Annotated in this window: 23 protein-coding genes; 10 read left to right on the forward strand and 13 right to left on the reverse strand. The window is 67.9% G+C overall.

Features of this window, described 5'->3' with window-relative positions; translation table 11 throughout:
- Positions 1 to 7: 7 nt before the first annotated feature.
- The gene (locus tag ACFVWG_RS22365) at positions 8 to 559 is read left to right on the forward strand and encodes a hypothetical protein (RefSeq protein WP_391545286.1); all 552 of its coding nucleotides are present in this window, start codon (positions 8 to 10) and stop codon (positions 557 to 559) included.
- Between the two features lie 78 nt (positions 560 to 637).
- Entirely contained in the window at positions 638 to 1,870 is a 1,233-nt protein-coding gene (locus tag ACFVWG_RS22370) for a vanadium-dependent haloperoxidase (RefSeq protein ID WP_391545287.1), read from the forward strand.
- Between the two features lie 39 nt (positions 1,871 to 1,909).
- Here the strand turns inward: ACFVWG_RS22370 and ACFVWG_RS22375 are convergent, their stop codons facing one another.
- From ACFVWG_RS22375 to ACFVWG_RS22385, 3 genes are all read right to left on the reverse strand, one after another.
- Complete coding sequence (locus tag ACFVWG_RS22375; RefSeq protein WP_391545288.1) at positions 1,910 to 3,928, reverse strand: GxGYxYP domain-containing protein; 2,019 nt, start codon at positions 3,926 to 3,928, stop codon at positions 1,910 to 1,912.
- 130 nt (positions 3,929 to 4,058) lie between these two features.
- Positions 4,059 to 4,412: a GntR family transcriptional regulator gene (locus ACFVWG_RS22380; protein ID WP_391545289.1), complete on the reverse strand. Its 354-nt coding sequence runs from the start codon at positions 4,410 to 4,412 to the stop codon at positions 4,059 to 4,061.
- On the reverse strand, positions 4,409 to 5,308 hold the full coding sequence (locus ACFVWG_RS22385) for a hypothetical protein (RefSeq protein WP_391545290.1): 900 nt from the start codon (positions 5,306 to 5,308) through the stop codon (positions 4,409 to 4,411). The genes ACFVWG_RS22380 and ACFVWG_RS22385 overlap by 4 nt, the downstream gene beginning before the upstream one ends.
- Positions 5,309 to 5,661: 353 nt before the next feature.
- On the opposite strand from ACFVWG_RS22385, the gene ACFVWG_RS22390 reads away from it, so the two are divergent.
- From ACFVWG_RS22390 to ACFVWG_RS22405, 4 genes are read left to right on the forward strand one after another with little or no spacing between them, the layout of a single operon-like run.
- Complete coding sequence (locus ACFVWG_RS22390) at positions 5,662 to 6,363, forward strand: class I SAM-dependent methyltransferase (RefSeq protein ID WP_391545291.1); 702 nt, start codon at positions 5,662 to 5,664, stop codon at positions 6,361 to 6,363.
- Between the two features lie 48 nt (positions 6,364 to 6,411).
- Positions 6,412 to 7,083 (forward strand): class I SAM-dependent methyltransferase, encoded by a 672-nt coding sequence (locus ACFVWG_RS22395; RefSeq protein ID WP_391545292.1) that lies wholly within the window; start codon positions 6,412 to 6,414, stop codon positions 7,081 to 7,083.
- Positions 7,084 to 7,124: 41 nt separating this feature from the next.
- Positions 7,125 to 7,721: an RNA polymerase sigma factor gene (locus ACFVWG_RS22400; protein ID WP_391545293.1), complete on the forward strand. Its 597-nt coding sequence runs from the start codon at positions 7,125 to 7,127 to the stop codon at positions 7,719 to 7,721.
- Positions 7,718 to 8,563: a hypothetical protein gene (locus ACFVWG_RS22405; protein ID WP_391545294.1), complete on the forward strand. Its 846-nt coding sequence runs from the start codon at positions 7,718 to 7,720 to the stop codon at positions 8,561 to 8,563. Before ACFVWG_RS22400 ends, ACFVWG_RS22405 begins: the two co-directional genes overlap by 4 nt.
- Positions 8,564 to 8,619: 56 nt before the next feature.
- Here ACFVWG_RS22405 and ACFVWG_RS22410 read toward each other — a convergent pair whose 3' ends face one another.
- From ACFVWG_RS22410 to ACFVWG_RS22430, 5 genes are all read right to left on the reverse strand, one after another.
- Positions 8,620 to 9,573: a glycoside hydrolase family 19 protein gene (locus ACFVWG_RS22410; protein WP_391545295.1), complete on the reverse strand. Its 954-nt coding sequence runs from the start codon at positions 9,571 to 9,573 to the stop codon at positions 8,620 to 8,622.
- 119 nt (positions 9,574 to 9,692) lie between these two features.
- Positions 9,693 to 10,640: a glycoside hydrolase family 19 protein gene (locus ACFVWG_RS22415; protein WP_391545296.1), complete on the reverse strand. Its 948-nt coding sequence runs from the start codon at positions 10,638 to 10,640 to the stop codon at positions 9,693 to 9,695.
- Positions 10,641 to 10,742: 102 nt separating this feature from the next.
- Positions 10,743 to 12,518 (reverse strand): aspartate--tRNA ligase, encoded by a 1,776-nt coding sequence (gene aspS, locus ACFVWG_RS22420; RefSeq protein WP_391545297.1) that lies wholly within the window; start codon positions 12,516 to 12,518, stop codon positions 10,743 to 10,745.
- Positions 12,515 to 13,846, reverse strand: a complete 1,332-nt coding sequence (gene hisS, locus ACFVWG_RS22425) for a histidine--tRNA ligase (RefSeq protein WP_391545298.1) — start codon at positions 13,844 to 13,846, stop codon at positions 12,515 to 12,517. Before hisS ends, aspS begins: the two co-directional genes overlap by 4 nt.
- 13 nt (positions 13,847 to 13,859) lie before the next feature.
- Positions 13,860 to 14,549: an MBL fold metallo-hydrolase gene (locus tag ACFVWG_RS22430; protein WP_391545299.1), complete on the reverse strand. Its 690-nt coding sequence runs from the start codon at positions 14,547 to 14,549 to the stop codon at positions 13,860 to 13,862.
- A gap of 247 nt (positions 14,550 to 14,796) precedes the next feature.
- Here ACFVWG_RS22430 and ACFVWG_RS22435 point away from each other — a divergent pair, with 247 nt between their 5' ends.
- A complete protein-coding gene (locus ACFVWG_RS22435) occupies positions 14,797 to 16,023 on the forward strand; it encodes a DUF349 domain-containing protein (protein ID WP_391545300.1) in 1,227 nt (408 codons plus the stop codon).
- Positions 16,024 to 16,451: 428 nt separating this feature from the next.
- Here ACFVWG_RS22435 and ACFVWG_RS22440 read toward each other — a convergent pair whose 3' ends face one another.
- Entirely contained in the window at positions 16,452 to 16,967 is a 516-nt protein-coding gene (locus ACFVWG_RS22440) for a GNAT family N-acetyltransferase (RefSeq protein WP_391545301.1), read from the reverse strand.
- 167 nt (positions 16,968 to 17,134) lie between these two features.
- Here ACFVWG_RS22440 and ACFVWG_RS22445 point away from each other — a divergent pair, with 167 nt between their 5' ends.
- Positions 17,135 to 18,820 carry a hypothetical protein gene (locus ACFVWG_RS22445; protein ID WP_391545302.1) on the forward strand — a complete coding sequence of 562 codons (1,686 nt, stop codon included), beginning with the start codon at positions 17,135 to 17,137 and terminating at the stop codon, positions 18,818 to 18,820.
- Positions 18,813 to 19,604, forward strand: coding sequence for a dienelactone hydrolase family protein (locus ACFVWG_RS22450; protein WP_391545303.1), 792 nt, complete (start codon positions 18,813 to 18,815; stop codon positions 19,602 to 19,604). The genes ACFVWG_RS22445 and ACFVWG_RS22450 overlap by 8 nt, the downstream gene beginning before the upstream one ends.
- On the opposite strand, the gene ACFVWG_RS22455 is transcribed toward ACFVWG_RS22450, so the two are convergent.
- Both ACFVWG_RS22455 and ACFVWG_RS22460 read right to left on the reverse strand, forming a co-directional pair.
- Complete coding sequence (locus ACFVWG_RS22455; protein ID WP_391545304.1) at positions 19,601 to 20,389, reverse strand: hypothetical protein; 789 nt, start codon at positions 20,387 to 20,389, stop codon at positions 19,601 to 19,603. The two genes, ACFVWG_RS22450 and ACFVWG_RS22455, sit on opposite strands and share 4 nt — an antisense overlap.
- A gap of 1 nt (position 20,390) precedes the next feature.
- Positions 20,391 to 20,972, reverse strand: a complete 582-nt coding sequence (locus tag ACFVWG_RS22460) for a papain-like cysteine protease family protein (protein ID WP_391545305.1) — start codon at positions 20,970 to 20,972, stop codon at positions 20,391 to 20,393.
- Between the two features lie 179 nt (positions 20,973 to 21,151).
- Here ACFVWG_RS22460 and ACFVWG_RS22465 point away from each other — a divergent pair, with 179 nt between their 5' ends.
- Positions 21,152 to 22,051: a hypothetical protein gene (locus ACFVWG_RS22465; protein WP_391545306.1), complete on the forward strand. Its 900-nt coding sequence runs from the start codon at positions 21,152 to 21,154 to the stop codon at positions 22,049 to 22,051.
- On the opposite strand, the gene ACFVWG_RS22470 is transcribed toward ACFVWG_RS22465, so the two are convergent.
- Positions 22,048 to 22,944, reverse strand: a complete 897-nt coding sequence (locus ACFVWG_RS22470) for a hypothetical protein (RefSeq protein WP_391545307.1) — start codon at positions 22,942 to 22,944, stop codon at positions 22,048 to 22,050. The two genes, ACFVWG_RS22465 and ACFVWG_RS22470, sit on opposite strands and share 4 nt — an antisense overlap.
- 20 nt (positions 22,945 to 22,964) lie before the next feature.
- Complete coding sequence (locus ACFVWG_RS22475) at positions 22,965 to 23,423, reverse strand: hypothetical protein (protein WP_391545308.1); 459 nt, start codon at positions 23,421 to 23,423, stop codon at positions 22,965 to 22,967.
- Between the last annotated feature and the right edge of the window lie 2 nt (positions 23,424 to 23,425).

Genomic DNA, 23,425 nt, shown 5'->3' on the forward strand with positions numbered 1-23,425 from the left:
GACCATCATGAACATCCACCACATCCCCACGAAGACGATCCTCGCCGCGCTCGCGTTGGCCGCACTACCCGCGGTCGCACTGGCTGCTCCCGGCTCGTCCCCCGCCCCTCAGACCGTCTCCGCCACCACCACCGCCTGCCCATCCGGCTGGGGATCGCTACCCGAAGCGAACGCCCGGATGGTCCAGTCGCCGGCGGTCAGTGTCCGCACCGGACGGCACGCCTGTTTCGACCGGCTCGTCGTCGACCTGCAAGGCCGAGCTCCTGGGTACGACGTTCGCTACGTCAACGCTGTCACCCAGGACGGCTCCGGCTTCGTCGTCCCGCTGCGCGGCGACGCGAAACTGCAGATCGTCGTACGGGCGCCGTCGGGCAAACCGCTCCAAGCCCCGGACGTCCGCGGCTACGACACCTTCCGGCAGGTCGCGTACGCCGGAAGCTTCGAGGGCCAGACGACGCTCGGTCTCGGCGTCCGCGCCCGGCTCCCGTTCCGCGTCACCACGGTGGCCGGTCCGGGCACGAACACTCGCTTGGTCGTGGATGTCGCCCACCACTGGTGAATCCGTCAAGCTGAATGTCTAGCTTCCAAGTAGTGATATGGCACTTTGGAGACGCGGTTCAGCTGTCACGATCCAGAGGTGACGACCCTACGCACAGCGCTTGTCCTGGCGGCCGTTCCCGCTTTGATTACATCGACAGTGCTCGCCGGACCGGCGGCGGGCACCACCACTACCCGGCAGACGGTCGACGTCGCGCTGGAGTGGTACGACATCACTACTGCCACGATCGCTGCGGCCGGCGCACCGACACAGGTGACGAACAACCGGACCTGGGCGATCGGCTGGCTCGCCGCCAGTCGTGCGCTCACCCGGTCGCCGGCTGGAGCAACGCCGTACAAGGAGGCTGCACTGGCCACGGCGGTGCACGAAACCTTGGTGACGCTCGTGCCGGCTCGCAAGGCACAGCTCGACGAGGCTCTCGCCACCACACTCGGCCGGATCCCTGATGGCGCCGACGAGACCGCCGGTACGACGGCCGGTCGCCAGCAGGCCAAGGCTGTACTGGTCTCGCGCACCAACGACGGACTGGATCCGGCGTCGGTCAACGCACCGTTCACACCACCTTCCACCGCCCCGGGCGTCTGGCAGCCGACGCCGCCGACATACAGCCCGGGGGCGCAGTACGGGAACCGGCTGGCGAAGCCGTTCCTGCTCAAGGCTGCCGACCAGTTCCGCCCCGGCCCACCGCCGGCTCTGGGCAGTCCGCGGTACAACCGCGATCTGGCCGAGGTCCGCACTGACGGAGTCCTCAACAGCACGACCCGCACGCGGGCCCAAACGGACACGGCTCAGTTCTGGTACGGCTCGTCGTACGTGCTCTATACAGCGCCGCTTCGGGTCGCAGTCGCAGAAGCTGCGGACCGTCCGTTGGCAGAGCGGGCGAAGCTGGTCGCACTGTTCCACGTCGCCTCGGTGGACACACAGATCGCTACCTCGGACACGAAGTACACCCACCAGCGGTGGCGTCCGGTCACTGCGTTGCGCGCGACAGTCGACTCGACATGGACGCCACTCCACGACACTCCGGCGCATCCGGACTACCCGAGCGGCCACAACACCTACTCCGGCGCGGCCGAGCAGGTGCTGACCACTCTGGTCGGAGCGCGGACCGCAAAGCCTTACACCATTGGCAGTCCGACCGCTCCGGGTGTCACTCGCACCTACAACAGCTGGCACCAGCTGACACAGGAGAACGTCGACGCACGGGTCTGGTCGGGCATCCACACCCGCACAGCAGACACTGTCGGCGTCACGCTGGGCCGAGAGGTCGCAGCCAACGCACTCCGCAACGCCTACAAGCTCTTCCGCTGACTGGGGATGGCGGGCGCACCTGCGCCCGCCATCCTGGGTTTAGGGCAGTACGCGGCCCATGAGGTCGAAGAACGCGTTGGCCAGCACCAGCTCGTACTTGTCGTCCAGGAGGCCGGCCAGCTCGGCTATGTCGGACGGTGTCCAGTTCCAGGCGTTGATGCCGCCAGAGATGAACAGTGGCTTCGTGCCGTCCCACTTGGCCACCTGGGCGTCCAGAGCGGTCTTGTACTCCCCCGCCTTGCCTGGTGCGCCCCACTGGCCGGCAATCGGCAGACCGCCCCGGCGGACCGCCAGCAGGTCGCCGTCCCAGGTCTGCATGATGCCCTTGAGTGGTGTGTACTTCGCGAACCCGCTGGCGATCTCCTCCGAGAGCACGACCCACTTGTCGTCCTCACGGCTGCTGTACGAGTACACCTGATCCATGCCGGTACGGCGCAGTTGCGAGCCGGTCAGCTTGAGGAACTGGGTGAACTCGCTCGGCACCCACGAGCCCGGGTAGGTGTAGCCCGCACCGGACGGTCCACAGACCAGGAGGTCGTTGGCCGTCGCCGTGCGCTGGAAATGGCTGAGCAGGTTCGGACCGGTCTCCAGCAGCATCGGACTGATCGTCCAGTTCGCCGGAGCCTCGCCACGCTTCGGGTCGTCCCACAGGTCGCGCATGTGGCGCTGGCAGTACTGGATGTTGTCGCCCTCGCCGAAGGTCAGCGTCAGATAGACCTTGTTCTTCGGCTTGGTGATCCGCCGTACCGGCCGGACCTTCTCCGAGATCGGTGCGGTGAAGCCGGCGTGCACCGTCCCGTTCATGTAGAAGTCGGCCGCGATGACCGGCGACCCGCCCTTCGATGCGAGGTCGACGCCGTCCCACTCACCGGAGACGTCGTTCGCGAACCAGCCCATGTACGGCGCCAGTGTCGGCCACTTGGCGAAGTGCTCGGACAGGAGTGCACCGGTCTCGCCACCAGGGGGTAGCCAGCTCACCAGGGCTTTGGTGGCCACCACGTAGTCACGGAAGTACGCGAACGGTTCGATCCGCGTGGGCGCGGTGTCGGTGATCGAGACCAGGTACTGGTTCCACATCGTCACGGTCACCACGAGGGACGTCGTACCGGCTGGTGGGTCGAAGGCGTAGATGTAGTAGCCACCACCGTCGCTGAAGCGGTTGGCCTCACCGCCGATGCTCGAGTTGGCGCCGTCGAACAGGTACTGCGCCTCCTCCGGGGTGGCCGGCTTGAAGTGCGCGATCTCAACGCCGTTCGCCTTCACCCAGACCTCGGAGACCGAGGGGCCCCAGCCGTCGTCACTGAACGAGTCCTGCCAGCGGACGTACACCTTGCCCTTGCCGAGCTTGGCCGAGACATCGAGGTCGTAGTTGCCGCGGTTGGACGAGTCCCGGATCTGGCGGGTCTCGCGGGCGATCTCCTGCCACTGCACGTTCTCGACCGCGACGACGCGGGTCGGCGGAAGGCCGGCGAGCAGCTTGTGGGTGACCCGCGGGAACAGGTTGTCGAGCTGCCACCGGTAGGTCTTCACCCGGTCGTCGTCGAACTTCCCGCGCAGATCCTTCACGGTCTTGAGGCCGTGCGCCTTCGCCTGCCCCGCGTCCGCGACGACGCAGTCCTCCAAGCCGGCCAGGGTGGTGGCGACGTTGAGGGAATCCGGTACGGCGGGGTCGTAGACGATCGCACCGCGGACCCGATGCCGGTACTTGGCGACCAGGTCGAGCGGGTTCTGGTAGAGCGTCGTCGGCAGGTGCATGTCGGTCAGCCACTTGGCGTCCGGCGTGCTCTGGGTGCCTGTGTCGTAGAGGAAGTACAGCTCCGGCTCCGTACGGTTGACGATGCCTTGCAACGTTGTCAGCAGGGTCTGATCCTGACCGCTGAGCTTGCTCGCATCGCCGTAGTGCAGGTGCTTCGGGCGGTTGAAGGCCGGCAGCAGCCGGGCGGGGCTGCCGGACGTCGATGTGTCGGCGTTTGCGGCGGCCGCCAGGCCCGGGACCAGTCCGATCCCACCTGCCGTCACCGCACCACTGCCCGCCAGGAACGTTCGCCTCGAGACCATCGTGACCACTCCCCTGTCGCTGACATCGATGTCAAATCTGGCCGGACAGTAGCAAGGGGGTGAGAGCGTGTACAGGGCTCGTTACAACGTTGCGGTGGGTATTTGGAATCGTTTCCGGGAGATCGGCCCGCTACCAGGCCTGGCGCAGGATCTCGGTCGCCTCCGGCAAACTGACCCCGGCCCGGCGTGCCGCTCGCGCCAGCACCGTCGCCGCCGCGCGCGTCTCCTCGTCGTCGGCCCGACTGCGCGACGCCAGCACGAAGGTCCCGTTCCGACCGCGCGTCTCGATCATCCGATCCGCTTCGAGCTCCTTGTACGCCCGGGCGACGGTGTTCACCGCAAGCCCCAGGTCCCCAGCCAACTGCCGCACGGTCGGCAGCCGAGTCCCTTGCGCGAGTTCTCCGCGCCGGATCAGCCCGTCGATCTGGTCTTTCACTTGCTCGTACGGCGGTTTCGCGGCCGCCGGATCGACCGAGATGATCATCCGACCACCCGCCGTACTCGCCGCAACCCCCACGGACTGAGGGCCACCAGACTCGCCAGCATGGTCAGCCCTATCGACACCGGCATCATCCCGTACCCCACCAGCACGAACGACTCCGTCGTCTCCGCTGCCCAGCCGAACGACGCCGGCACCGCCGCGCCCAACAGCCAGCTCACCGTCATCATCGCCGCCCCGATGTCTCGCAGAGTTGTTGCACGCAAGGCCTCCTGCCACAGCAGTTGATCCGGATCCCCGGACGTCTGACTGACCCCCAACGCGAGCCGCTGCAGCACCAACCCGCCGCTCCACAGCAGCACCGCGGTCACACCGCTGGCGATCAGCACCCAGCCTCGCGCCGGACGGTCCGCACCGCGGAGCACCATCACACCGAGCCCGATGCAGACCACCGGCACCGCGACAATGACAGAGGAGACGCCGATCTCGATCGGGTTCAGATAATCGGAAAGCTTGCGCTGCCGCAACGCGGCCGCCCGCAGCCCGTCGACCCGGGCCAGGCGCACCGCCCGGTACCCGTGCAGCAGCGTCGCGACCGCACCACCAGCCGTCGTGATCGCGAGGAACCAAGCCAGCAACCGGATGTCCACCGTGAACTCGAACGAGTCACGCCCGAACGCCGGCCCCAGTCCCAGGTCCCCACCGGCCACCGCATCAGCCGCGAACAGCACCACTGCAGCTACCGCAGTCCCGACCAGCAGTGCGAGCACCAAGATCGACTGCCGCCGCCGGAACCACTCCGTCGCCCAGCCCACCAACTCCTCGCCGCCCGGCAACTCGGCCCCCGCGGCAATCCGCCGTACCTCAGAGGCCGCAGCCCTTCCCCGGCCCAGCCACAGCACCGCCATCGTGACGACCATGGCCCCCAAGATCACATACATCGCGCTTCTCCCACCCCTCGGTTTGTACCAACTGTATTGATACAAACCGAGGGGGTCAAGCGCCGTGTCGCACGGCCACGAGGCCGGGGCGCCCACCTCGCGGTGGTCAGCCCATCGCATGGTGGGTGGGCCAGCTGCCCGCGGCTAGCCAACCCACAACCGGATGGGTTAACCCACGAGATTGTGGGTTCCCCACCCGCATGCGGGTCCATAACCCACCAGCCAATGGGTTAACCCACGAGATGCCCGCCGAGATGGTCGAACCGCGCACAACGTCGTACGGGCGGACGCGGCGTTTGTCGGCTCTCGGCAGAACGCCGGAACCCTGGCACTCGGACCTCCGTTCACCTGGCATGCCCAACCTCACAAGTGCTTACGAAGAACTGGCCGACGTCTACCACGAAGGCGTCGACCCCGACGGGGCCGGGCTGAACGACCCGACGTTCGACGAGTTGGTCGGCGATGTCCGCGGCCAGCGGGTGGCGGCGGTTGCCTGTGGGCAGGGTCGGGACGCGCGTCGGCTCGCCGATCTCGGCGCGCAGGTGGTCGGGCTCGACGCGTCGGAAACCCTGCTGGCGCACGGGATTCGGCTCGAGCAGGAGACGCCGCGCGGCATCGAGTATCGCCATGACGATGCCCAGGACCTGAGCCGGGATCTCGACGCCTCGTTCGACGGAGCGGTCTGCTACATGGCGCTGATGGACATCCCGGAACTCGAGCCCACGGTGCGTTCGATCGCCCGAATCCTCAAGCCCGGCGGCTGGTTCGTCGCCTCCATCATCCATCCCTGCTACAAAACTCCGGCCGACGGCGAACTGATCGACTACGTCGACGGTTCCACCCGGCGCATCGTCGGCCGCTACTTCGACGAAGGCCCCTTCACCAGCCCGACCAGGTTGGCGATTCTTCCCCGCGTCACCTACCACCGGATGCTCTCCACCTACCTCAACACCTTCACGGCCGCAGGCCTCCCCATCACCCGGATGCTCGAGCCCGTCGGCGACCGCCCGGTCTGGCAGACCGTCCCCGGCATCCTCCACTTCCGCTGCAACTGAACTTTCGGTGCTGCCCGAAACACTTCGAGTGGCTGAAAGACTGGAAGCATGAGAGTCGGACAAGGTGGGAGCGGACCGGGCGCGCGGACCCCGGACGGGAGCGCCATCGAGATGTACGAGCTGGGCATCGCGCACGGTGAGGACGAGCTGATCGATGCGGCGATCGAGCCGAAGAGCAGCATTCTCGAGCTGGGCTGCGGCACCGGCCGGATCACGCGGCCACTGCTGGCCCGCGGTCACCAGGTCGTCGCGGTGGACGAGTCGGCGGAGATGATCGCCCGGGTTCCTGAGACCGAGACGATCCAGGCGACCATTGGTGAACTCCGGCTGGATCGCGAGTTCGACGTCGTACTGATGATGTCCTACCTGATCAATGTCGCCGACGACGCTGAGCGGCTGCGCCTCCTCCAGACCTGCGCTCACCACGTGCGGCCCGGTGGCTCGGTGGTGCTTCAGCAGCAGTTGCCGAGCCAGTTGGCGAAGCCCGTCGTACTGGAGAGTGAGCGCGGCCGGATGGAGATCTCCGATGTGGAGCATCTGCCGGGCAACCAGGTGGCGGCCACGGTGACGCACACGATCGGCGGCCGGAGCTGGTCGCAGCGCGTGCTGACGCAGAACCTCACCGAAGAGCAACTGGCCGGTCAGCTCGTCGAAGCGGGTCTGCGGCTGGACGAGTACCTCACGCCGGACACCAGCTGGGTGCGTGCCCGTCCGATCTAACTCAGTGGCAACCACATCACAGGGTGTGGACCCTGATGGGTATGACGACGATTTCGCGGCAGGTCGACCGCCCTCCGCCTGAGGTCCGGGACGACGACCTGTGGGACGCCCTGCGCCGCCAGGAACCGGAGGCGCTCGGCGAACTGTTCAGCCGGTACGCCGCCGCCGTCCACGCGTATGCGGTCCGGCACACCGGCTCCTACGCGTACGCCGATGACGCCGTACAGGCGACGTTTGTGACCGCCTGGAAGCAGTTCAGCCACTCGGACCCCGGCCCGCTGAAGCACGGCAGTGCGAAGCCATGGCTGCTGACAATCGCCCGCAACGAGCTCCGGAACAGCGTCCGGTCCAGACGCCGGTTGGCGCAGTTCCTGCTCCGGCAGCCGGCGCCACTCCACCACCCAGATCACTCCGAGGCGGTCGCCGCCCGAGTGGACTCTGAGAAACACATCCAGGCCGTTCGGGCAGCTCTGTCTGCCCTTCCGGCCCACGAGCGCGAGACCGTCGAGCTGGTCTATTGGGCACAGCTGACGCTCGCCGACGCCGCGGCGGTCCTGGGGGTCGCCGAAGGCACCGTGAAGGCCCGCCTGTCCCGAGCACGCCGCCGTCTGCCCGCCTTGCTGGAGGACCACCGATGAACCTCACCTCTCCCCCGCCGGTCGAGCAGCTCGACCCCGAGTACGCCGAAACCCTGCGCCGCAACGCGGTCCGCGGCGCCTACAAGGCCTTCCGCCCGCGCCCGCCGCGCTGGGTCCCCGTCGCAGCCGCGGCCTGCGGCGTCGCCGTCATCGCCACCGGCGTGGTCGCGCTCAGCCGTGGTGGCGGCGGGACGGTGGAGCCGGAACCAGCCAGTACGCCGGCCCCGGCCAAGATTGTCGAGGTTCCCGCAAACGCCTCCAAGGTCGTGTCCAACGACCTCGGCGCGGCCAGTGAATCCGATGCACGCGCCGCAGCCCGCAAGTGTCTGACACCTGTGGAGGACGCCTACGGGCACACGATGGACTTGTTCAAGCCGGAGGACGCGGACACCGCAAAGATCCAGTCCGCGCGCTGGGTCAAGGACCCGGGAATGCCGGCGAACGGGAAGAGCCTGTTGCAGTCGCTCGACACCCGCGACAGCGGCCTGACCTTCCACTGCCTGGGCGACCTGATGATCTGGTGGGGCCCCACGGCCAGCCCGTACCACGAGAAGGAACCGGTCGCCGGAACCTGGAGCCGGAGCGACGCCGGTCCCGGTCCCGAGATCACCTCTCTGGCGGACTACCGGTTCCGCGCCGCGGACAACGTCGACCGCGTGCAACTTCGGATCCGGGGCGTCGCCGGGGCGTCACCTTGGTATTCGATCAAGGTGATCCACAACCTGGGCTACCTCAAGGGTGAGCTGCCGGGGACTCCGATCACCAAGTATGGGTTGAAGCTGGATCTGCGGGCATTCGACAAGAGCGGGAAGCAGGTCTGGTCCAAGACCGGCGACGCGTAACACGAACCGGCCGGGCCCTCGGGGGGTCCGGCCGGGTCGCAGGGTGGTCGAGTGGGTCAGCCGAGGCCGTTTGTGCCTTCGTTGACTGCTGCTTCGAACTGGGCGCGGGTGAGCTTGGAGGTGTCGCCCATGGTCTTGGCTGTGCGGCTGCAGTTGACGGCGGGTGCCGGCTGGCCGGTGAGGTAGGCGATGGCTGCACTGAACGAGGCACAGCGACGGCCGTCCTCAGCACCGGCCGGGTAGCCGATTGCCGCGTTGACACGGCCCATCTTGAGCTGGTCGGCGTACGGGTTGATGTTGCGGGCCACCGTCCAGTACCAGCGGGCGATCGGGGCACTCCACTGCAGCGAGAGTGCCAGGTCGGGCGAGCCGAGCAGGTTGATGCCGAAGTAGTTGCCGGCCGAGCCGTAGTTCGCCGAGCCGGTGAGCTGGATGTACCCGCGGCCGGCGTAGGTGCTCGTGTCGCCGCCCTGGTGGATGTTGTACTCCAGGCGAGACTCGTGGGCGAGCGTCGTCAGGAAGGCGGCCCTGCGGTACGGCGTGTTGATGTTCGCGTCGCGCATCGCCTGGTTCAGCGACGGCAGGCCGGTCTCGACGGTTGACTGGACGCCCACCCGGCCGGGGAACATCGCCGTCAGGTCGGCGTACGTGATGTCGCCGACCGGCGGTTCCGGATCGCCACCGCACTCGGCGACGCCGGGCAGCTTGTCCTCCGGGACCGAGATGTACACGACTGTCACATACCCACCGAGCGCGGGCACATGCGCCCACCATTCGCTGGTGCCCTCGGAGGTGGTGACGCGGTCACCGTGCTTCTGGCAGTCGACGTCGATCGACGTCGGCCCGGGCAGCGTCGTGACGACGGCCGCGGACAGGTAGGCGTCGGCGCGGACGTTCACCCCACTGCCGTACGTCGAGAAGACCGCCGCGTGCGCGGGGGTCGCGGTGACCAGACCGGCCGCCACGATGCCGAGACCGGCGAGAAGGGTGGTGAAACGGCGAAGGACCATGGGGGAGCTCCTGGGGCGGAGGGAAGAGCGGGATCTGGTGAAATATTTCCTGCGAACCACACGCAGTGGTTACTTTCCACCAGATCCCGCCGCTTCTCAACCCTTTCGACCCTGGTGCATCAGCCCACGGTGCCGGGGGCGCCGGGAACCTTGGCCAGCGCGTCGAACTGGGCGCGGGTGAGCTTCGAGGTATCGCCCATGGTCTTGGCTGTGCGGCTGCAGTTGACGGCGGGTGCCGGAGCGCCGGAGAGGTAGGCGATGGCTGCGCGGAACGAGTCGCAGCGCCGCTGGTCCTCGGCGCCGGCCGGGTAGCCGATCGCTGCGTTCACACGGCCCATCTTGAGTTGGTCGGCGTACGGGTTGATGTTGCGCGCAACCGTCCAGTACCAGCGGGCGATCTGCGCGCTGTAGCGGATGTCGCGCGCGAGCTCGGGGTTGTTGATCAGGTCGACGCCGAGCCACTGACCGGCGGGACGGTAGTTGAAGTCACCGGTCAGCTGGATGTAGCCGCGACCGCCGTACACGCGGGTGTCGCCGATCTCGCGGATGTTGTACTCCAGCCGCGACTCGTGCACCAGCGTCGCGAGGAAGGCGGCCTTGCGGTAAACCGTGTTGATCTGCGCGTCCCGCATCGCCTGGTTCAGCGACGGCAGCCCCTGCTGCACGATGCTCGGATTCGCGATCCGCGAACCGAACATGGCCTGGACGTCGGCCAGCGTGATGTCGCCGGTCTGCGGCGGATCCTGCGGGCAATCCGGTACGCCGGGAAGCTTCGTGCCCGTGGTGTCGATGTACGCGACGGTGGCGTAGCCGCCGTGGGCCGGCAGATGGGCCCACCAGGTCGTGGTCCGGGACCCGACGGTCACCGAGTCACCGGACTTCTGGCAGTCGACCTCGACCGAGGTCGGGCCGGCCAGCACCTTGACGACCGACGCTGACAGATAGGCGTCGGCCCGGATGTTCAGATTGGTCGCGGTGGTCTGGAAGGCCGCGGCGTACGCCGGAACGGTGATCGCGAAACTTCCGGCGGCAACCGCGACGACGGACGCGAGAACGCGCTTGAGCATGGCAGCTCCTGGGCGGGAGAAGGGGCGGGTACGGCGACCGTCAGGTCACCGCACCGCCACCTTTGCACCGCCGTCCGCCGGTTGCTCAAGTACGCAACGGCGTCAGGCCTTCTTGGCCTCGGGCTTGAAGTCCACACCGGCTTCCTTGCGCTGCGCCGGGGTGATCGGCGCCGGGGCCGCGGTCAGCGGGTCGAACCCACCGCCGGACTTCGGGAACGCGATCACGTCGCGGATCGACTCCGTGCCGGCCAGCAGCGCGGTGATCCGGTCCCAGCCGAACGCGATGCCGCCGTGCGGCGGCGCGCCGAACTTGAACGCGTCGAGCAGGAAGCCGAACTTCTCGGTCGCCTCCTCGTCGGTCAGGCCCATCACCTTGAAGACCCGCTTCTGCACGTCCTCGCGGTGGATACGGATCGACCCACCACCGATCTCGTTGCCGTTGCAGACGATGTCGTAGGCGTAGGCCAGCGCGTTGCCCGGGTCGGTGTCGAAAGTGTCCAGCGAGTCCGGCTTCGGGGAGGTGAAGGCGTGGTGGACGGCCGTCCACGCACCCGAACCCACCGCGACGTCACCTGCGGCGGTCGCCTCGTCGGCCGGCTCGAACAGCGGCGCGTCGATGACCCACAGGAACGACCAGGCCGACTCGTCGATCAGGCCACCGCGGCGGCCGATCTCCAGCCGGGCCGCGCCGAGCAGCGCCCGCGACGACTTGACCGGACCGGCGGCGAAGAAGATGCAGTCGCCCGGCTTCGCACCGACGTGGTCGGCCAGCCCCGCGCGCTCTTGTTCGGACAGGTTCTTCGCGACCGGACCGCCGAGCTCGCCGTCCTGACCCACGAGGACATACGCGAGGCCCTTGGCGCCGCGCTGCTTCGCCCACTCCTGCCACGCGTCCAACTGCTTGCGCGGCTGGTCCGCACCACCTGGCATCACGACAGCACCGACGTACGGCGCCTGGAAGACCCGGAACGGAGTGTCCTTGAAGTACTCGGTGCACTCGACGAGCTCGAGGCCCATCCGCAGGTCCGGCTTGTCACTGCCGAACCGCGCCATCGCCTCGGCGTACGTCATCCGCGGGATCGGGGTCTGAACGTCGTACCCGATCAGCTTCCACAGCGCGGCCAGCACCTCTTCGGCCAGCGCGATGATGTCGTCCTGGTCGACGAAGCTCATCTCGATGTCGAGCTGGGTGAACTCCGGCTGCCGGTCGGCACGGAAGTCCTCGTCGCGGTAACAGCGGGCGATCTGGTAGTACCGCTCCATCCCGGCCACCATCAGCAGCTGCTTGAACAGCTGCGGCGACTGGGGCAGCGCGTACCACGAGCCCGGCTGCAGGCGCGCCGGGACCAGGAAGTCGCGCGCACCTTCCGGCGTCGACTTGGTCAGCGTCGGCGTCTCGATCTCGACGAAGTCGTGGTTCGCCAGTACGTCGCGCGCGGCCTTGTTCACCTGGCTGCGCAGCCGCAGTGCCGCACCCGGGCCCTGACGACGCAGGTCGAGGTAGCGGTACTTGAGCCGGACCTCCTCGTTCACCGGGGTCGCGTGGTGCTCCTCGACCGGGAACGGCAGCGGGTCGGCGGAGTTCAGCACCTCGACCTCGGACGCGATGACCTCGATCGCACCCGTCGGCAGGTTCGGGTTCGCGTTGCCCTCCGGCCGCGTGCTCACCTCGCCGACGATCTTCAGGCAGAACTCCGAGCGCAGCGGCCCGGCGACCTCCTCGTCGCGGATGACGACCTGGACCGTGCCGCTGGAGTCGCGCAGGTCGATGAACGCCACGCCGCCGTGATCACGCCGCCGCGCCACCCAGCCCGCCAGCGTGACGGTCTGGCCGGCGTGCTCAGCACGCAACGAGCCTGCGGAATGGGTACGGATCACGAGTTCTCCTGGATGGTGTCGATGCTGGGTCGTACGTCGGCCGCGGGAGGTGTCCACGTGGCGGGGTCGGCGGGCGTCTGCTCGCCACTGCGGATGTCCTTGATCTCGGGACCGTTCTCGGTGCTGAACAGCACGAACGGGATCCCGCGCCGATCGGCGAACTTGATCTGCTTGCCGAACTTCGCCGCCGCCGGCGCCACCTCGACCGGGATCCCCCGGCTGCGCAGCTGCGCTGCGGTCCGCATGGCCTCGGCCCGGTCCTCTTCGGCGTTCAACGCGACCAGTACGGCGGTCGGCGTACTGCGGCTGCCCTTGAGCAACCCCTGGCTGATCAGCCGGTGCACCAGGCGGGAGACGCCGATGGAGATGCCCACACCCGGGTACGTCGTCTTGCCGTCGGAGGCGAGAGCGTCGTACCGGCCGCCGCCACCGACCGAGCCGAAGGACTCCTGGCCGACGAGGTAGATCTCGTAGACCGCACCGGTGTAGTAGTCCAGACCGCGCGCGATCCGCAGGTCGGCCAGCAGCAGACCGGGAGCGTGCTCGGTCGCGGCCGCCATCACCTGGCTGAGCTGCTCGAGGCCTTCGTCCAGCGTCGGGTGCTCGACACCCAGCGCGCGGACCTGCTCGACGAACGACGTGTCAGTGCTCGAGATGTCGGCCAGCTGAACCGCCAGCCGCGCCTGCTTGTCGGTCGCGCCGGACTCGATCAGCCGCTCGACCACCTTCTCCGGGCCGATCTTGTCGATCTTGTCGACGATCCGGAGCACGGTGGTGACGTCGTCCAGGCCGAGACCGCGGTAGAAGCCCTCCGGGATCTTGCGGTTGTTCACCTTGATCACGAACTCGGGCACCGGCAGCTTGCGCAGCGCGTCCGCGATCACCAGCGGCAGCTCGACCTCGTAGTGGTTCGGCAGCTCACCACCGTCGACGATGTCGATGTCGGCCTGGGTGAACTCGCGGTACCGGCCCTCCTGCGGACGCTCACCCCGCCAGACCTTCTGGATCTGGTAGCGGCGGAACGGGAAAGCCAGCTTGCCGCCGTGCTCCAGCACGTAGCGCGCGAACGGGACGGTCAGGTCGAAGTGCAGACCGAGCGACGCGTCCTCACCTTCGCCGGCCGCGAGCCGCCGTACACCGTAGATCTCCTTGTCGGCGTCCTCGCCCTGGTTGGACAGGCGCTCGACGGGCTCGACCGCGCGGGTCTCGATCGACGCGAAGCCGTGCAGCTCGAACGTCTCCCGGATGGTGTCGAGGAACTCCAGCTCGACGATCCGGTCGGCCGGAAGGAATTCGGGGAACCCACTAAGAGGGCTGAGTTTGCTCACGATTTGGCCTTGCTCATAATTTCGGAATCTCCAGGTCCTGCAAGTAGGGGTTGGTCGCCTTTTCCCGGCCGATCGTGGTCTGGCCGCCATGACCCGGCAGGACGACGATCTCGTCGCTCATCGGCAGGATCTTGGTGGCCAACGTATGCAGCATCGCCGGATGGTCGCCGCCAGGCAGATCCGTCCGGCCGATCGACCCGGCGAACAACACGTCACCGGAGAAGAGCACCGCGGGCACGTCCTCGGGGCCCAGGTACGGCGTCGTGAAAGTGACCGAGCCCTTCGTGTGACCCGGCGTGTGATCGACGGTGAAGTTGAGGCCGGCCACCTCAAGGCTCTGGCCGTCCTTGAGCTCCGCCACATCGTCGGGCTCGGCGAACTCGTGCTTGCCGCCGAGCAGCATCGCCGCCGACTCCTTGCTGATGCCCGCCATCGGGTCGGCCAGCAGGTGCCGGTCGTCCGGGTGGATCCAGGCGGTCGCGTCATACGTGCCGCAGACCGGCAGCACGGAGAACATGTGGTCGATGTGGCCGTGCGTCAGCAGCACGGCGACCGGCTTCAGCTTGTTCTCCCGGACGACCTGCTCGACTCCGGCGGTGGCGTCCTGGCCCGGGTCGATCACGATGCACTCCGCGCCCTGGCCGGTGGCGACGACGTAGCAGTTCGTACCCCACGATCCTGCGGGGAACCCGGCGATGAGCACGACAGACCTTCCTGGAACCACTACTGAATCACTGCTGGACCACCCAAGGTTACCGGTGCCCGGATGCCGACTTCGAACCGGATTGTTAGGCAACACCGTTGCGCGCGAGCTGGGAGTTTGTGATTGTTCAGGGATAAGCGTTGGGATCCAGGCCCGACGCGCCCATCCGGACCCTGTTCGCGGGCTTGAACCAGGGGCCGACCAGAATGGGCACGAGCGCAGTACATACCGCCGGAAGGGGCGAGTTGTGGCCGGAGAGAGCTGGGGCCGGGTAGCCGAGGACGGAACGGTCTTCGTACGGACGAAGGACGGTGAACGGGCGGTCGGCCAGTGGCCGGACGCGAAGCCGGAGGAGGCGCTCGCCTTCTACACCCGCCGGTACGACGCCTTGGCGTTCGAGGTGGAGCTGCTGGAGCAGCGCGTCCAGGCGGGCACGGTGTCCCCGGACGACGCCCGGGCGGCGGTGAAGAAGGTCAACAGCTCGCTCGAGGACGCCCAGGCGGTCGGTGATCTGGATGGACTCAAGGCCCGCCTCGAAGCACTCACCCCGCTCCTCGCCGTACAGCGTGAGAAGCGCAAGGCCGAGCGCGCCGCGAAGGTCGAGGAGGCGCGGTCGGCCAAGACCAAGATCGCCACCGAGGCCGAGACCATCGCCGCGGGTACCGACTGGCGGCACGGCGTCACCCGGCTGCGCGAGCTGCTCGACGAGTGGAAGGCGCTGCCGCGCCTCGACAAGGCCAGCGACGACGAGCTGTGGCACCGCTTCTCGTCCGCGCGGACGACGTACACACGGCACCGCAAGCAGCACTTCGCCGAGCTCTCGTCCAAGCGTGAGGAGGCCGCGACCGTCAAGGAGCGCCTCGCCGCCGAGGCCGAGACACTCTCCTCGAACACCGACTGGGGCCCCACCTCCGGCCGCTTCCGCGAGCTCATGCGCCAGTGGAAGGCTGCCGGCCCCGCCCCGCGCGAGGTCGACGACAAGCTCTGGGCCCGCTTCCGCGCCGCCCAGGACACCTTCTTCGGCGCCCGCGACGCCATCCAGGCCGAGGAGAACGCCGAGCAGGTCCAGAACCAGGCCGCCAAGGAGGCCCTCCTGGTCGAGATCGAGGCGATCCTCCCGGTCAAGGACGCCAAGACCGCCCGCGACCAGCTCCGCGACCTGCTCGACCGCTGGGACGCGATCGGCAAGGTACCGCGCGACTCCATGCGCGCCATCGACGGCCGTCTGCGCGCCGTCGAGCAGGCCGTGAAGTCCGCCGAGGACGAGGTCTGGAACAAGAGCAACCCGGAGGCCCGCGCCCGCGCCGAAGCCACCGTCAAGCAGCTCCAGTCCCTGATCGCCGACCTCGAGAAGCAAGCCGCCAAGCACGAGGCCCAAGGCAACACCCGCAAGGCCAACGAGGCCCGCGAGTCCATCGAGGCCCGCCGCGAGTGGCTCACCCAGGCCCAGAACGCCCTCACCGAGTTCAGCTGACCTGTGGATAACTCCCAGCAGGCCCGGCTCATCTGAGCCATCCTGCTGGGATGTTGCCGTACTACTTCTCGGGGATCCCCTTCCAGGCACACCAGGTGCCGGAAGCTCCCCTGGTTGCTCGGGCGCGGAGACGTCCGTCAGCTAATCCGTGGGGTGTACATCGACCCCCGTGTCCCCGACTCCCCCGAACTGCGGGCTGAAGCGCTCAGCCTCGTCGCACCCCCCACCGGTACCGCCTCGACCTCGGCTACCCCGACCGCCCCATCGACGGCCGCCGGCTAGGCCTCGAGTACGACAGCGACGCCTGGCACTCCACCGATCACCAGCAGGTCCGCGACGAATCCCGCCGTACCGACCTGGCCAAAGTCGGCTGGCACATCATCCCCATCCGCCGCCCCGACCTCTGGGGTTCCTACCCGGCCCTCGAACTAACCATCGGCGCCTTCCTCTGCCAAGAACCCCGCCTCCCCCGCCGCTGGTAACTCGATCCAGTAGCGACGGACAGGGCCGCGGATCTCGTCCAGCACCCCACCATTGCGCTCGATCGTCCGCGCGGACCACGGATTGTCGTCCAGACAAACCACCAGCACGCGCCTCATCCCCAGCACCCGGGCTTCCCGCAGGATCGCCCCCAACGCCCAGCTGGCCACACCCCGCCCCCGCGCCGACGGCCGAACGCCGTACCCGATGTGTCCGGTCCGCTCGTTCAGCTGATGCCGCAGCCCGATCCCGCCGAGCACCCGCCCGTCCTCAACAATCCACCGGCTAGTCCCCTCGCCGGCCCGCACCCGCGCGACCCAAGCCGCGAACCCCTCCGCCGACTCCACGTCATCCGAAGCCGCCAGCCCGAACCCGTCCTCATGAAGCCCCGGCCCCCACTCCACATGCGCCTCGCGCCAAGCGTCGTACAGGTCAGTGCTGGGTTCCACCAAAGCCAGGGCCACCATCCGACACTACCCACCCAGTCTGCGCCGCCCGACGCTCCTCACCCGCCATCAGTACGTCGGTCGCCGGCGCTCATCGGCGAACGGCGTGACCACCAGCAGGCCTGATTTCTCTTGCCTGCAAGGCGGATTTGCGGCGTTACCGTTCTGTGACTATAGTCGAATGCATGTTCGATACGGATCTCGCCGCGCTCACGACGACCGACCTGCTGGGGGCGGGCGCCGACTACTTCGGGGTCGAGAATCGGGCGGCTGTGCGAGGGCTTGAGGTCGCGTTGGAGTATGCCGATCGATACCACCCTGATGTCTGTCCACTGCGGCTTGGACCGCGTTCGGGTGACGGTGGTGAGCGGGCCGTGGTTCTCGGCGGCGACGGGTGCCCACCCATTGCCGTGTTCGCGATCGCCGAGTTCGCCGCGGTGCGCGGCGTTTCGCCTGGTGTCGGCGGGGACTACATCGGGTCCGCCTTGGCGTTGCGGAGCAGGTTTCCGTTCACCTGGGCTCGGGTTCTGGCCGGCCAGGCGACGCCGTGGAAAGCGCGTCTGCTGACCAAGGACTGCATGAACTTGTCGCTGGAGGCGGCGCTGTACGTCGATCAGCGGGTCGCACATCTACTGGACACGATCTCGCCATGGCGGCTGGCCAAGATCATCAAGGCCGCGAAGATGCATGCTGACCCTGCCCAGGCTCGCGCCGAGGCCGACGGCAAGGATCGTGAGCGTGGCGTGTTCGTCGGCGGCACCGATGACAAGGGCACCAAGACCTGCGTGATCAAAGCACCGGTTGCCGCGGTCAACCGTCACGAGGCAAGGATCGCCGAGCTCGCAGAAGCTCTCCGGATCCTCGACGACAAGCGCAGTCTGCAGGAGCGTCGCGCGGCCGCGGTAGGCATCATGCCCGACTTCCGCTTCGCCGAAGAACTCCTTGCCCAGGCCCGCGAGCACCAACGCGCCAACCCCGCGCCATGCCCGGCTCCGGACCCGCAGGCAACTCCGGAAGCACCCGCGGATGCTGCTGGTACGCCCGAGGCTGCCCTACGGCTCGTTGGCCCACCTTCTGCTGCCGACAGCCACCTGCGTGACTCCCTCCACGACAATGCGGCCGAGCCTGACCTGGACGACGAGGCCGACCGCGACGCACCTCACCCCAGTGCTAGCGACCTGCCCGATCCACTCGACATTCCTCACCCGACCCTCGAGCCGTTCGACATCAGCCCGCGTGATGCGGAGGGTCAACCGATGACCGAGGCCGAACGGCGGGCCCTCGACACCCGGCTCGCGCAGATCAAGCAAGATGCCTACGCCCGTCCGCCGGGCCTGCGCTCGGGCCCGACCCGGCCGGGCAAGACCGAGATCTATGTCCACCTCACCGATCAGACGCTCATCGCCGCTGCCAGAGGTGGTGATGGTCCCGTGCGCGCCGAAGGAATCGGACCGCTCCTGGCCAGCCAGCTCACCGAGCTAGTCGGCCACGGCGCATATCTCGTCAAGCCGGTCATCGACCTCAACAACGCGATCAGCTCCGACGCCTACGAGGCCTCCGACCGGATCCGCGAACACGTCAAGCTGATCCACCCGGTCGAACTCTTCCCCTACGGGACCCGAGAGACCAGCAACAGCATCGATCTGGATCACATCGAGCCCTACGATCCGCTCGGTCCACCGGGGCAGACCAACCTGCAGAACCTCGCACCGCTGAGCCGCTTCGGCCATCGGGTGAAGACGCACGCGCCCAGCTGGAAAGTACGCCGCATCGACGACAAGACGCTCGCATGGACCACGCCACACGGGTTCGTCTTCCACGTCGATCCCACCGGCACCCACCGCATCTCCAAGGAGGCACCAGATGGCTGACACGTTTGACTGGGTCGGCGAACCGGCGACCGACCGCGATGTCACCGAGCGTCGATTCAACCTCGTACGGGATACAGGCGTCGTCCCGGGCATCCTGTGGCTGCCGGCAGGCCCTCACCGCTACCCGAAACCACTGGTACTCCTGGGACATGGCGGAAGCGGGCACAAACGGGCCGCTCGGCAACTGGGACTGGGCCGGTGGTTCGCGAGCGAGTGGGATATAGCGGCTGTCGCCATCGACGGACCATTCCACGGCGATCGACAGCACCATGACGTTACGGCTTGGATCGGAGTCGACGCGGTCACCGACGGCATGGTGGACGACTGGACCGCGACCCTGGACGCGCTGATCAACCTGGATCTGGTCGACAGCGGCCGAGTCGCCTATCTCGGCCTCTCGATGGGGACTCGTTACGGGCTGCCGTACGTCGCCGCCGCGAATCGGCGGCTGTGTTGCGCGGTGCTCGGTAAGTACGGGTTACTGCAGTCACCCGTCGTATCAGCCCCGGTCGACGCAGCTGCACGGGTTGCCCGGGACGCTCCTCGGGTCGACGTGCCGGTCCTGTTCCACGTGCAGTGGGACGACGAACTCTTCCCTCGCTCCGGGCAGTTCGAGCTGTTCGACCAACTCGGATCACAGGACAAGCAACTGATCGCCTTCCCAGGGACGCACCGAACCAGTCCTCCCATGGCGATCAGGTACTGGTGCGAATTCGTCATCGAGCATCTGGCACCCGCCGGGATCAAATTCGCCCGGCGGGTGTCAGATCAGGTGGAGGACTAGACGGTACGGCGGCGGATGATGAGCGCGGTCGCGAGGAGCAGTGCTAGGCCGGCCGCGGTTGCCGGGATGGCGAGGTTGCGAGTGGGGGTGGACATGGCGGTGTCGGTGTCGGTCGTGGTGTTGGTCGTGGTGTCGTAGCCGCCGGCAGTGCCGTTGTCGTTGTAGGTGCTGCCGGGGAGTTTGTCGGCGTAGCGCTTGGCGACCAGGTCCTGGTAGGCGGCGACGGTGACGGGCGCAGTGCCGACGGACTTGGTGGCGGAGGCGTTGAGGGGGCGGATCTGGTTGCCGGTGAGGGCGTACCAGGCGCCGATCTGGGGTTCGGTGAAGACGAGCGCGCCGCGGGCTGCGGTGAACATGCGGGCCTCGGTGTCGCCGGTCGCGACGTTGACGGCTTGCCAGGTGCCGGCGGCGTCGGGGGCGGTGTAGACGGTGAGGCGATCGGTGCCGCGGGTTGCGGTGGTGGCGGCGTACCAGAAGGTTGCTACCGGCGCCGCGGCGTCGCGGACGAAGGCCGGGTTGAGGGCGTAGACCGGGCGAGCGTCCGTGCCGACGGCGAGCTTGGCGGTACCGGACTTGGCCGCGGCCGACTTGGTGCCCGCCGTGGCTTTGCCGAGCAGGCTGAGGGCAGTGGGCGAACCGGCGGCAGTCGTTGCCTTGGACAACTCACCGGCGGGGACCGGCTGCGGGCCGGCGGCGTTCGCGAAGGCGGCGGTGGTCAGGGCGAGACCGAGACCAGCAGCCAGTACGGCGGCCGACCGGAACAGGAAGTGTTTGAGGCGGCTCATCTCAGGCTCCGATCCGGTAGAGCGAGTGCGTCCAGGTGAACTGCGAGTTGGACCGGTACCAGTTGTAGGTCGAGAAGTTGTAGCGCGGGTCGTCCGGCCACGGGTTGTAGTACTTGATGGTCGAGTCCGACGAGTCGTACCCGATGATGTCCATCATGTGGCCGCCACCCGAGGTCCAGCCGATCCGCGTCATCACCGGCCGGCCGGCGGCGATCTCGGAGACGAGCGTGCTGAAGGCGAGCGTGCCGGAGATGTAGCTGCCGGAGCTGATCCCGATCGAGCTGAAGGCGCGCTGGTCGTTGCCCAGTGTGGCCTGGTTGTTCGGGCAGGTGGCGTTCTGGCTGTTGCCGAACGCAAGGTTGCAGAACTGGTTCTGCGAGTAGCTCTTGCCGTAGTAGGCCGCGATGCTGTTACCGGTCGCGGCCCAGCACCAGTTCGTCTTCTGCTGGGACTGGCCGGTGACGTTCAAGTAGTAGCTACCGGGGGCGGCGGAGGCGACCGGCGCGAGCGGGACCAAAGTGGCCAGGCCGAGCACGGTTGCCAGCAGCAATGACCAGGAGCGGCGTGGGCGGAGCCTGCTCATGAACCCTCCTTGAATGGGGTGTGGTGCCATCTATCGACGACAGAGCAATAGTCAGGACGTGCCGAACCCCCGGCAAGAAGTAACTCCCACCCCGAAAACCGCTGTGAATAGCAGCGCGACGTGAACAGCGGGTGACTGAGCAATTTCGCCCGGTGCTGTGAACGTTTACACTGACGCGCATGACCGGATCGTCGGTACCCGACGTCACGCCGGACACGTCGTTCGCCGCGGCACTCCGGCAGGCGATCGCGCACCGCGGTCTGGCATTGAACCGGATCCGCACCCACCTGGCCGACCGCGGCCTGCACGTCGGCCTCGCGACTCTCAGCACCTGGCAGAGCGGCCGTCGCGTCCCCCGCGACGATTCACTCGCCGTGATCACCGCGCTCGAGGAGCTCCTGCACGTCCCGCCCGGCTGGCTGACCGTCCGCATCCCGCCAGCTCGCTCCGACCTCACCGCTACACACCGCCCGTACGCCGTCGTCGAGTACGCCGAGGCTCTCGGCCGACTGCTCGACCGGCTTCGCCGCGACGCCCACGGCCGGCTCCGCAACATCTCCGTGTTCGAAGAGGTTGTCCACGGCCCCGACCGCGCCCTCCATCATCGCCACGTCACGCAGTGCGTGGTCGCGGTCCAGCCGGTCGACCGGATCATCATCGCGCACCAGGGTGAGCCCGGCTGCGACGTCTCGCGGCTGAACGTTCTCGGCCTCACCGGCTGCCGGACCGGCCGGATCGCCCGCGCGCCCGAGGCCGGCGCTTTGCTGGCCGAGCTCTTACTCGACCGCGTCCTCGCGACCGGCGAGACCGCAGTCGTCCACTACGAGATCGAGGATCTCACCGGTCTACCCTCCAAGAACTACTACCGCTTCGACGAGTGGGGCGGGACGCATTACGTCCTTGAGGTCCAGTTCGACCGTGCCGCGCTCCCCGTCCGCGTCAACGAGTTCCGTCACCGCCATGCCGACGGCGCCGACGTACTGCGCCCGGACCTGATGCTCACCCCCGACGGCCGTGCCCATCTGATCGAGCCGTCGACCGAACCCGGCCTGATCGGCTTCTCCTGGGAGTGGGACTAGCTCTGGAAGCCTGCGTGGACGTGGTCGTGGTGGGTCTGGTCGGAGAAGAAAGCTGCGCCGGAGAGCACGACCGGACCGCCGACGTTGTACGAACCGACCCGCTCCGCGGCCTTCATGTACGACGAGATCAGGCTGCGCGACGTGGTTGGTGACACGACTGCATGCCCGTCGATCTCCCAGGTGTCGAAGGCGCGGCCCCGCGGGTGGTCGCTCGGGCGATCGGTGCCGAACACGTTGATCGGATGCCCGGAGCGGATCACGCTGACCCCGATCCGGTAGGTCTTGGCCAGCGCGAGCATCGCGGTCAGCACACTGTCGTGCACCTGTCCGGACTGCACATCCGCGATCGATGCCGGGGGCAACAGAATCTGCTTGTTCGCCAGCACCTGCCGGGCCACCGGCGAGATCGTCTTCGCTGCCGCCCCTGGAGTCGCCGGGTGCGTCGACGTGACCCGCCACGTCTCGCCGGACCGACTCAGCCGTACGTCGACCGTCGTACCGCCGGTGACCATCCGCCCGGCGCTGATCCTGTACACGCGGCACGGCACCAGCACACTCGCCGTACCGCTCAGAATCCCGCCGTACTGCGCGTCAATCACCTCAACCACTCCGCCGCCGCGCTGTAGCTGATCCACGACCGCAGCCACCGCGATCCGCTTCACCTGCGGCGCCACCTCGCCCGCACCCGGCACCCACGGCCGCACCGACGGCAACACCGGCCCCGGCTGCGTGGTCGACGGCAACGAACTCGACGGCGTCGGGGTAGACGTCGCAGAGGGCGTCCCCGACCGGGACGGCGCACTGGAAGGAGTCTCCGAGGGACTGCACCCGACCAGCAGCCCAGCGCCCGCGATCAGCAGCCCGCGCCGTCCGACCTCACCCGAGAAACCCATACCAAGCAGTCTCCCCCGCCTCACAAACAGAGGCGGCAGTCGGCGTAGTCGCCGAGGAACAGGCCGTGCTTGTCGCACTGCTCGTACGACGCCGCCGGCCAGGTCGCGTCCGGTGTGCCCGATGGCTGGTAGTCGAAAACCAAGCGCTCGTACGCCGCCAGGTACTCCTCGGCATGCGGTGGCTCATAACCCAGCGCGTCCCACCGGAAACGGGCGGCCGCCAACCGGATCGTGCGGATCAGGAACCAGCGCTCGACCGCCGCCTCGTCTGACCACGGTAGGTCGTCGAGGTCGAAGTCGTCGTTGCCGGAGCCGATCCGCGCGTTGCAGAGCATCAACGCGAAGCCGCGCTCCCAGTCCGACTCCGCAAGCTCACAAGCCGCCAACGCCAGTACGTCGAGGAAGACCGCCGTACCGCCGTTGGACAAGCTGAGGACGTGTTCGTGGTCGTCACGCCCCCAGCCGAAGGTGCTGCCCATCA

Source organism: Kribbella sp. NPDC058245 (assembly GCF_042882005.1).
Taxonomy (GTDB): Bacteria; Actinomycetota; Actinomycetes; order Propionibacteriales; family Kribbellaceae; genus Kribbella.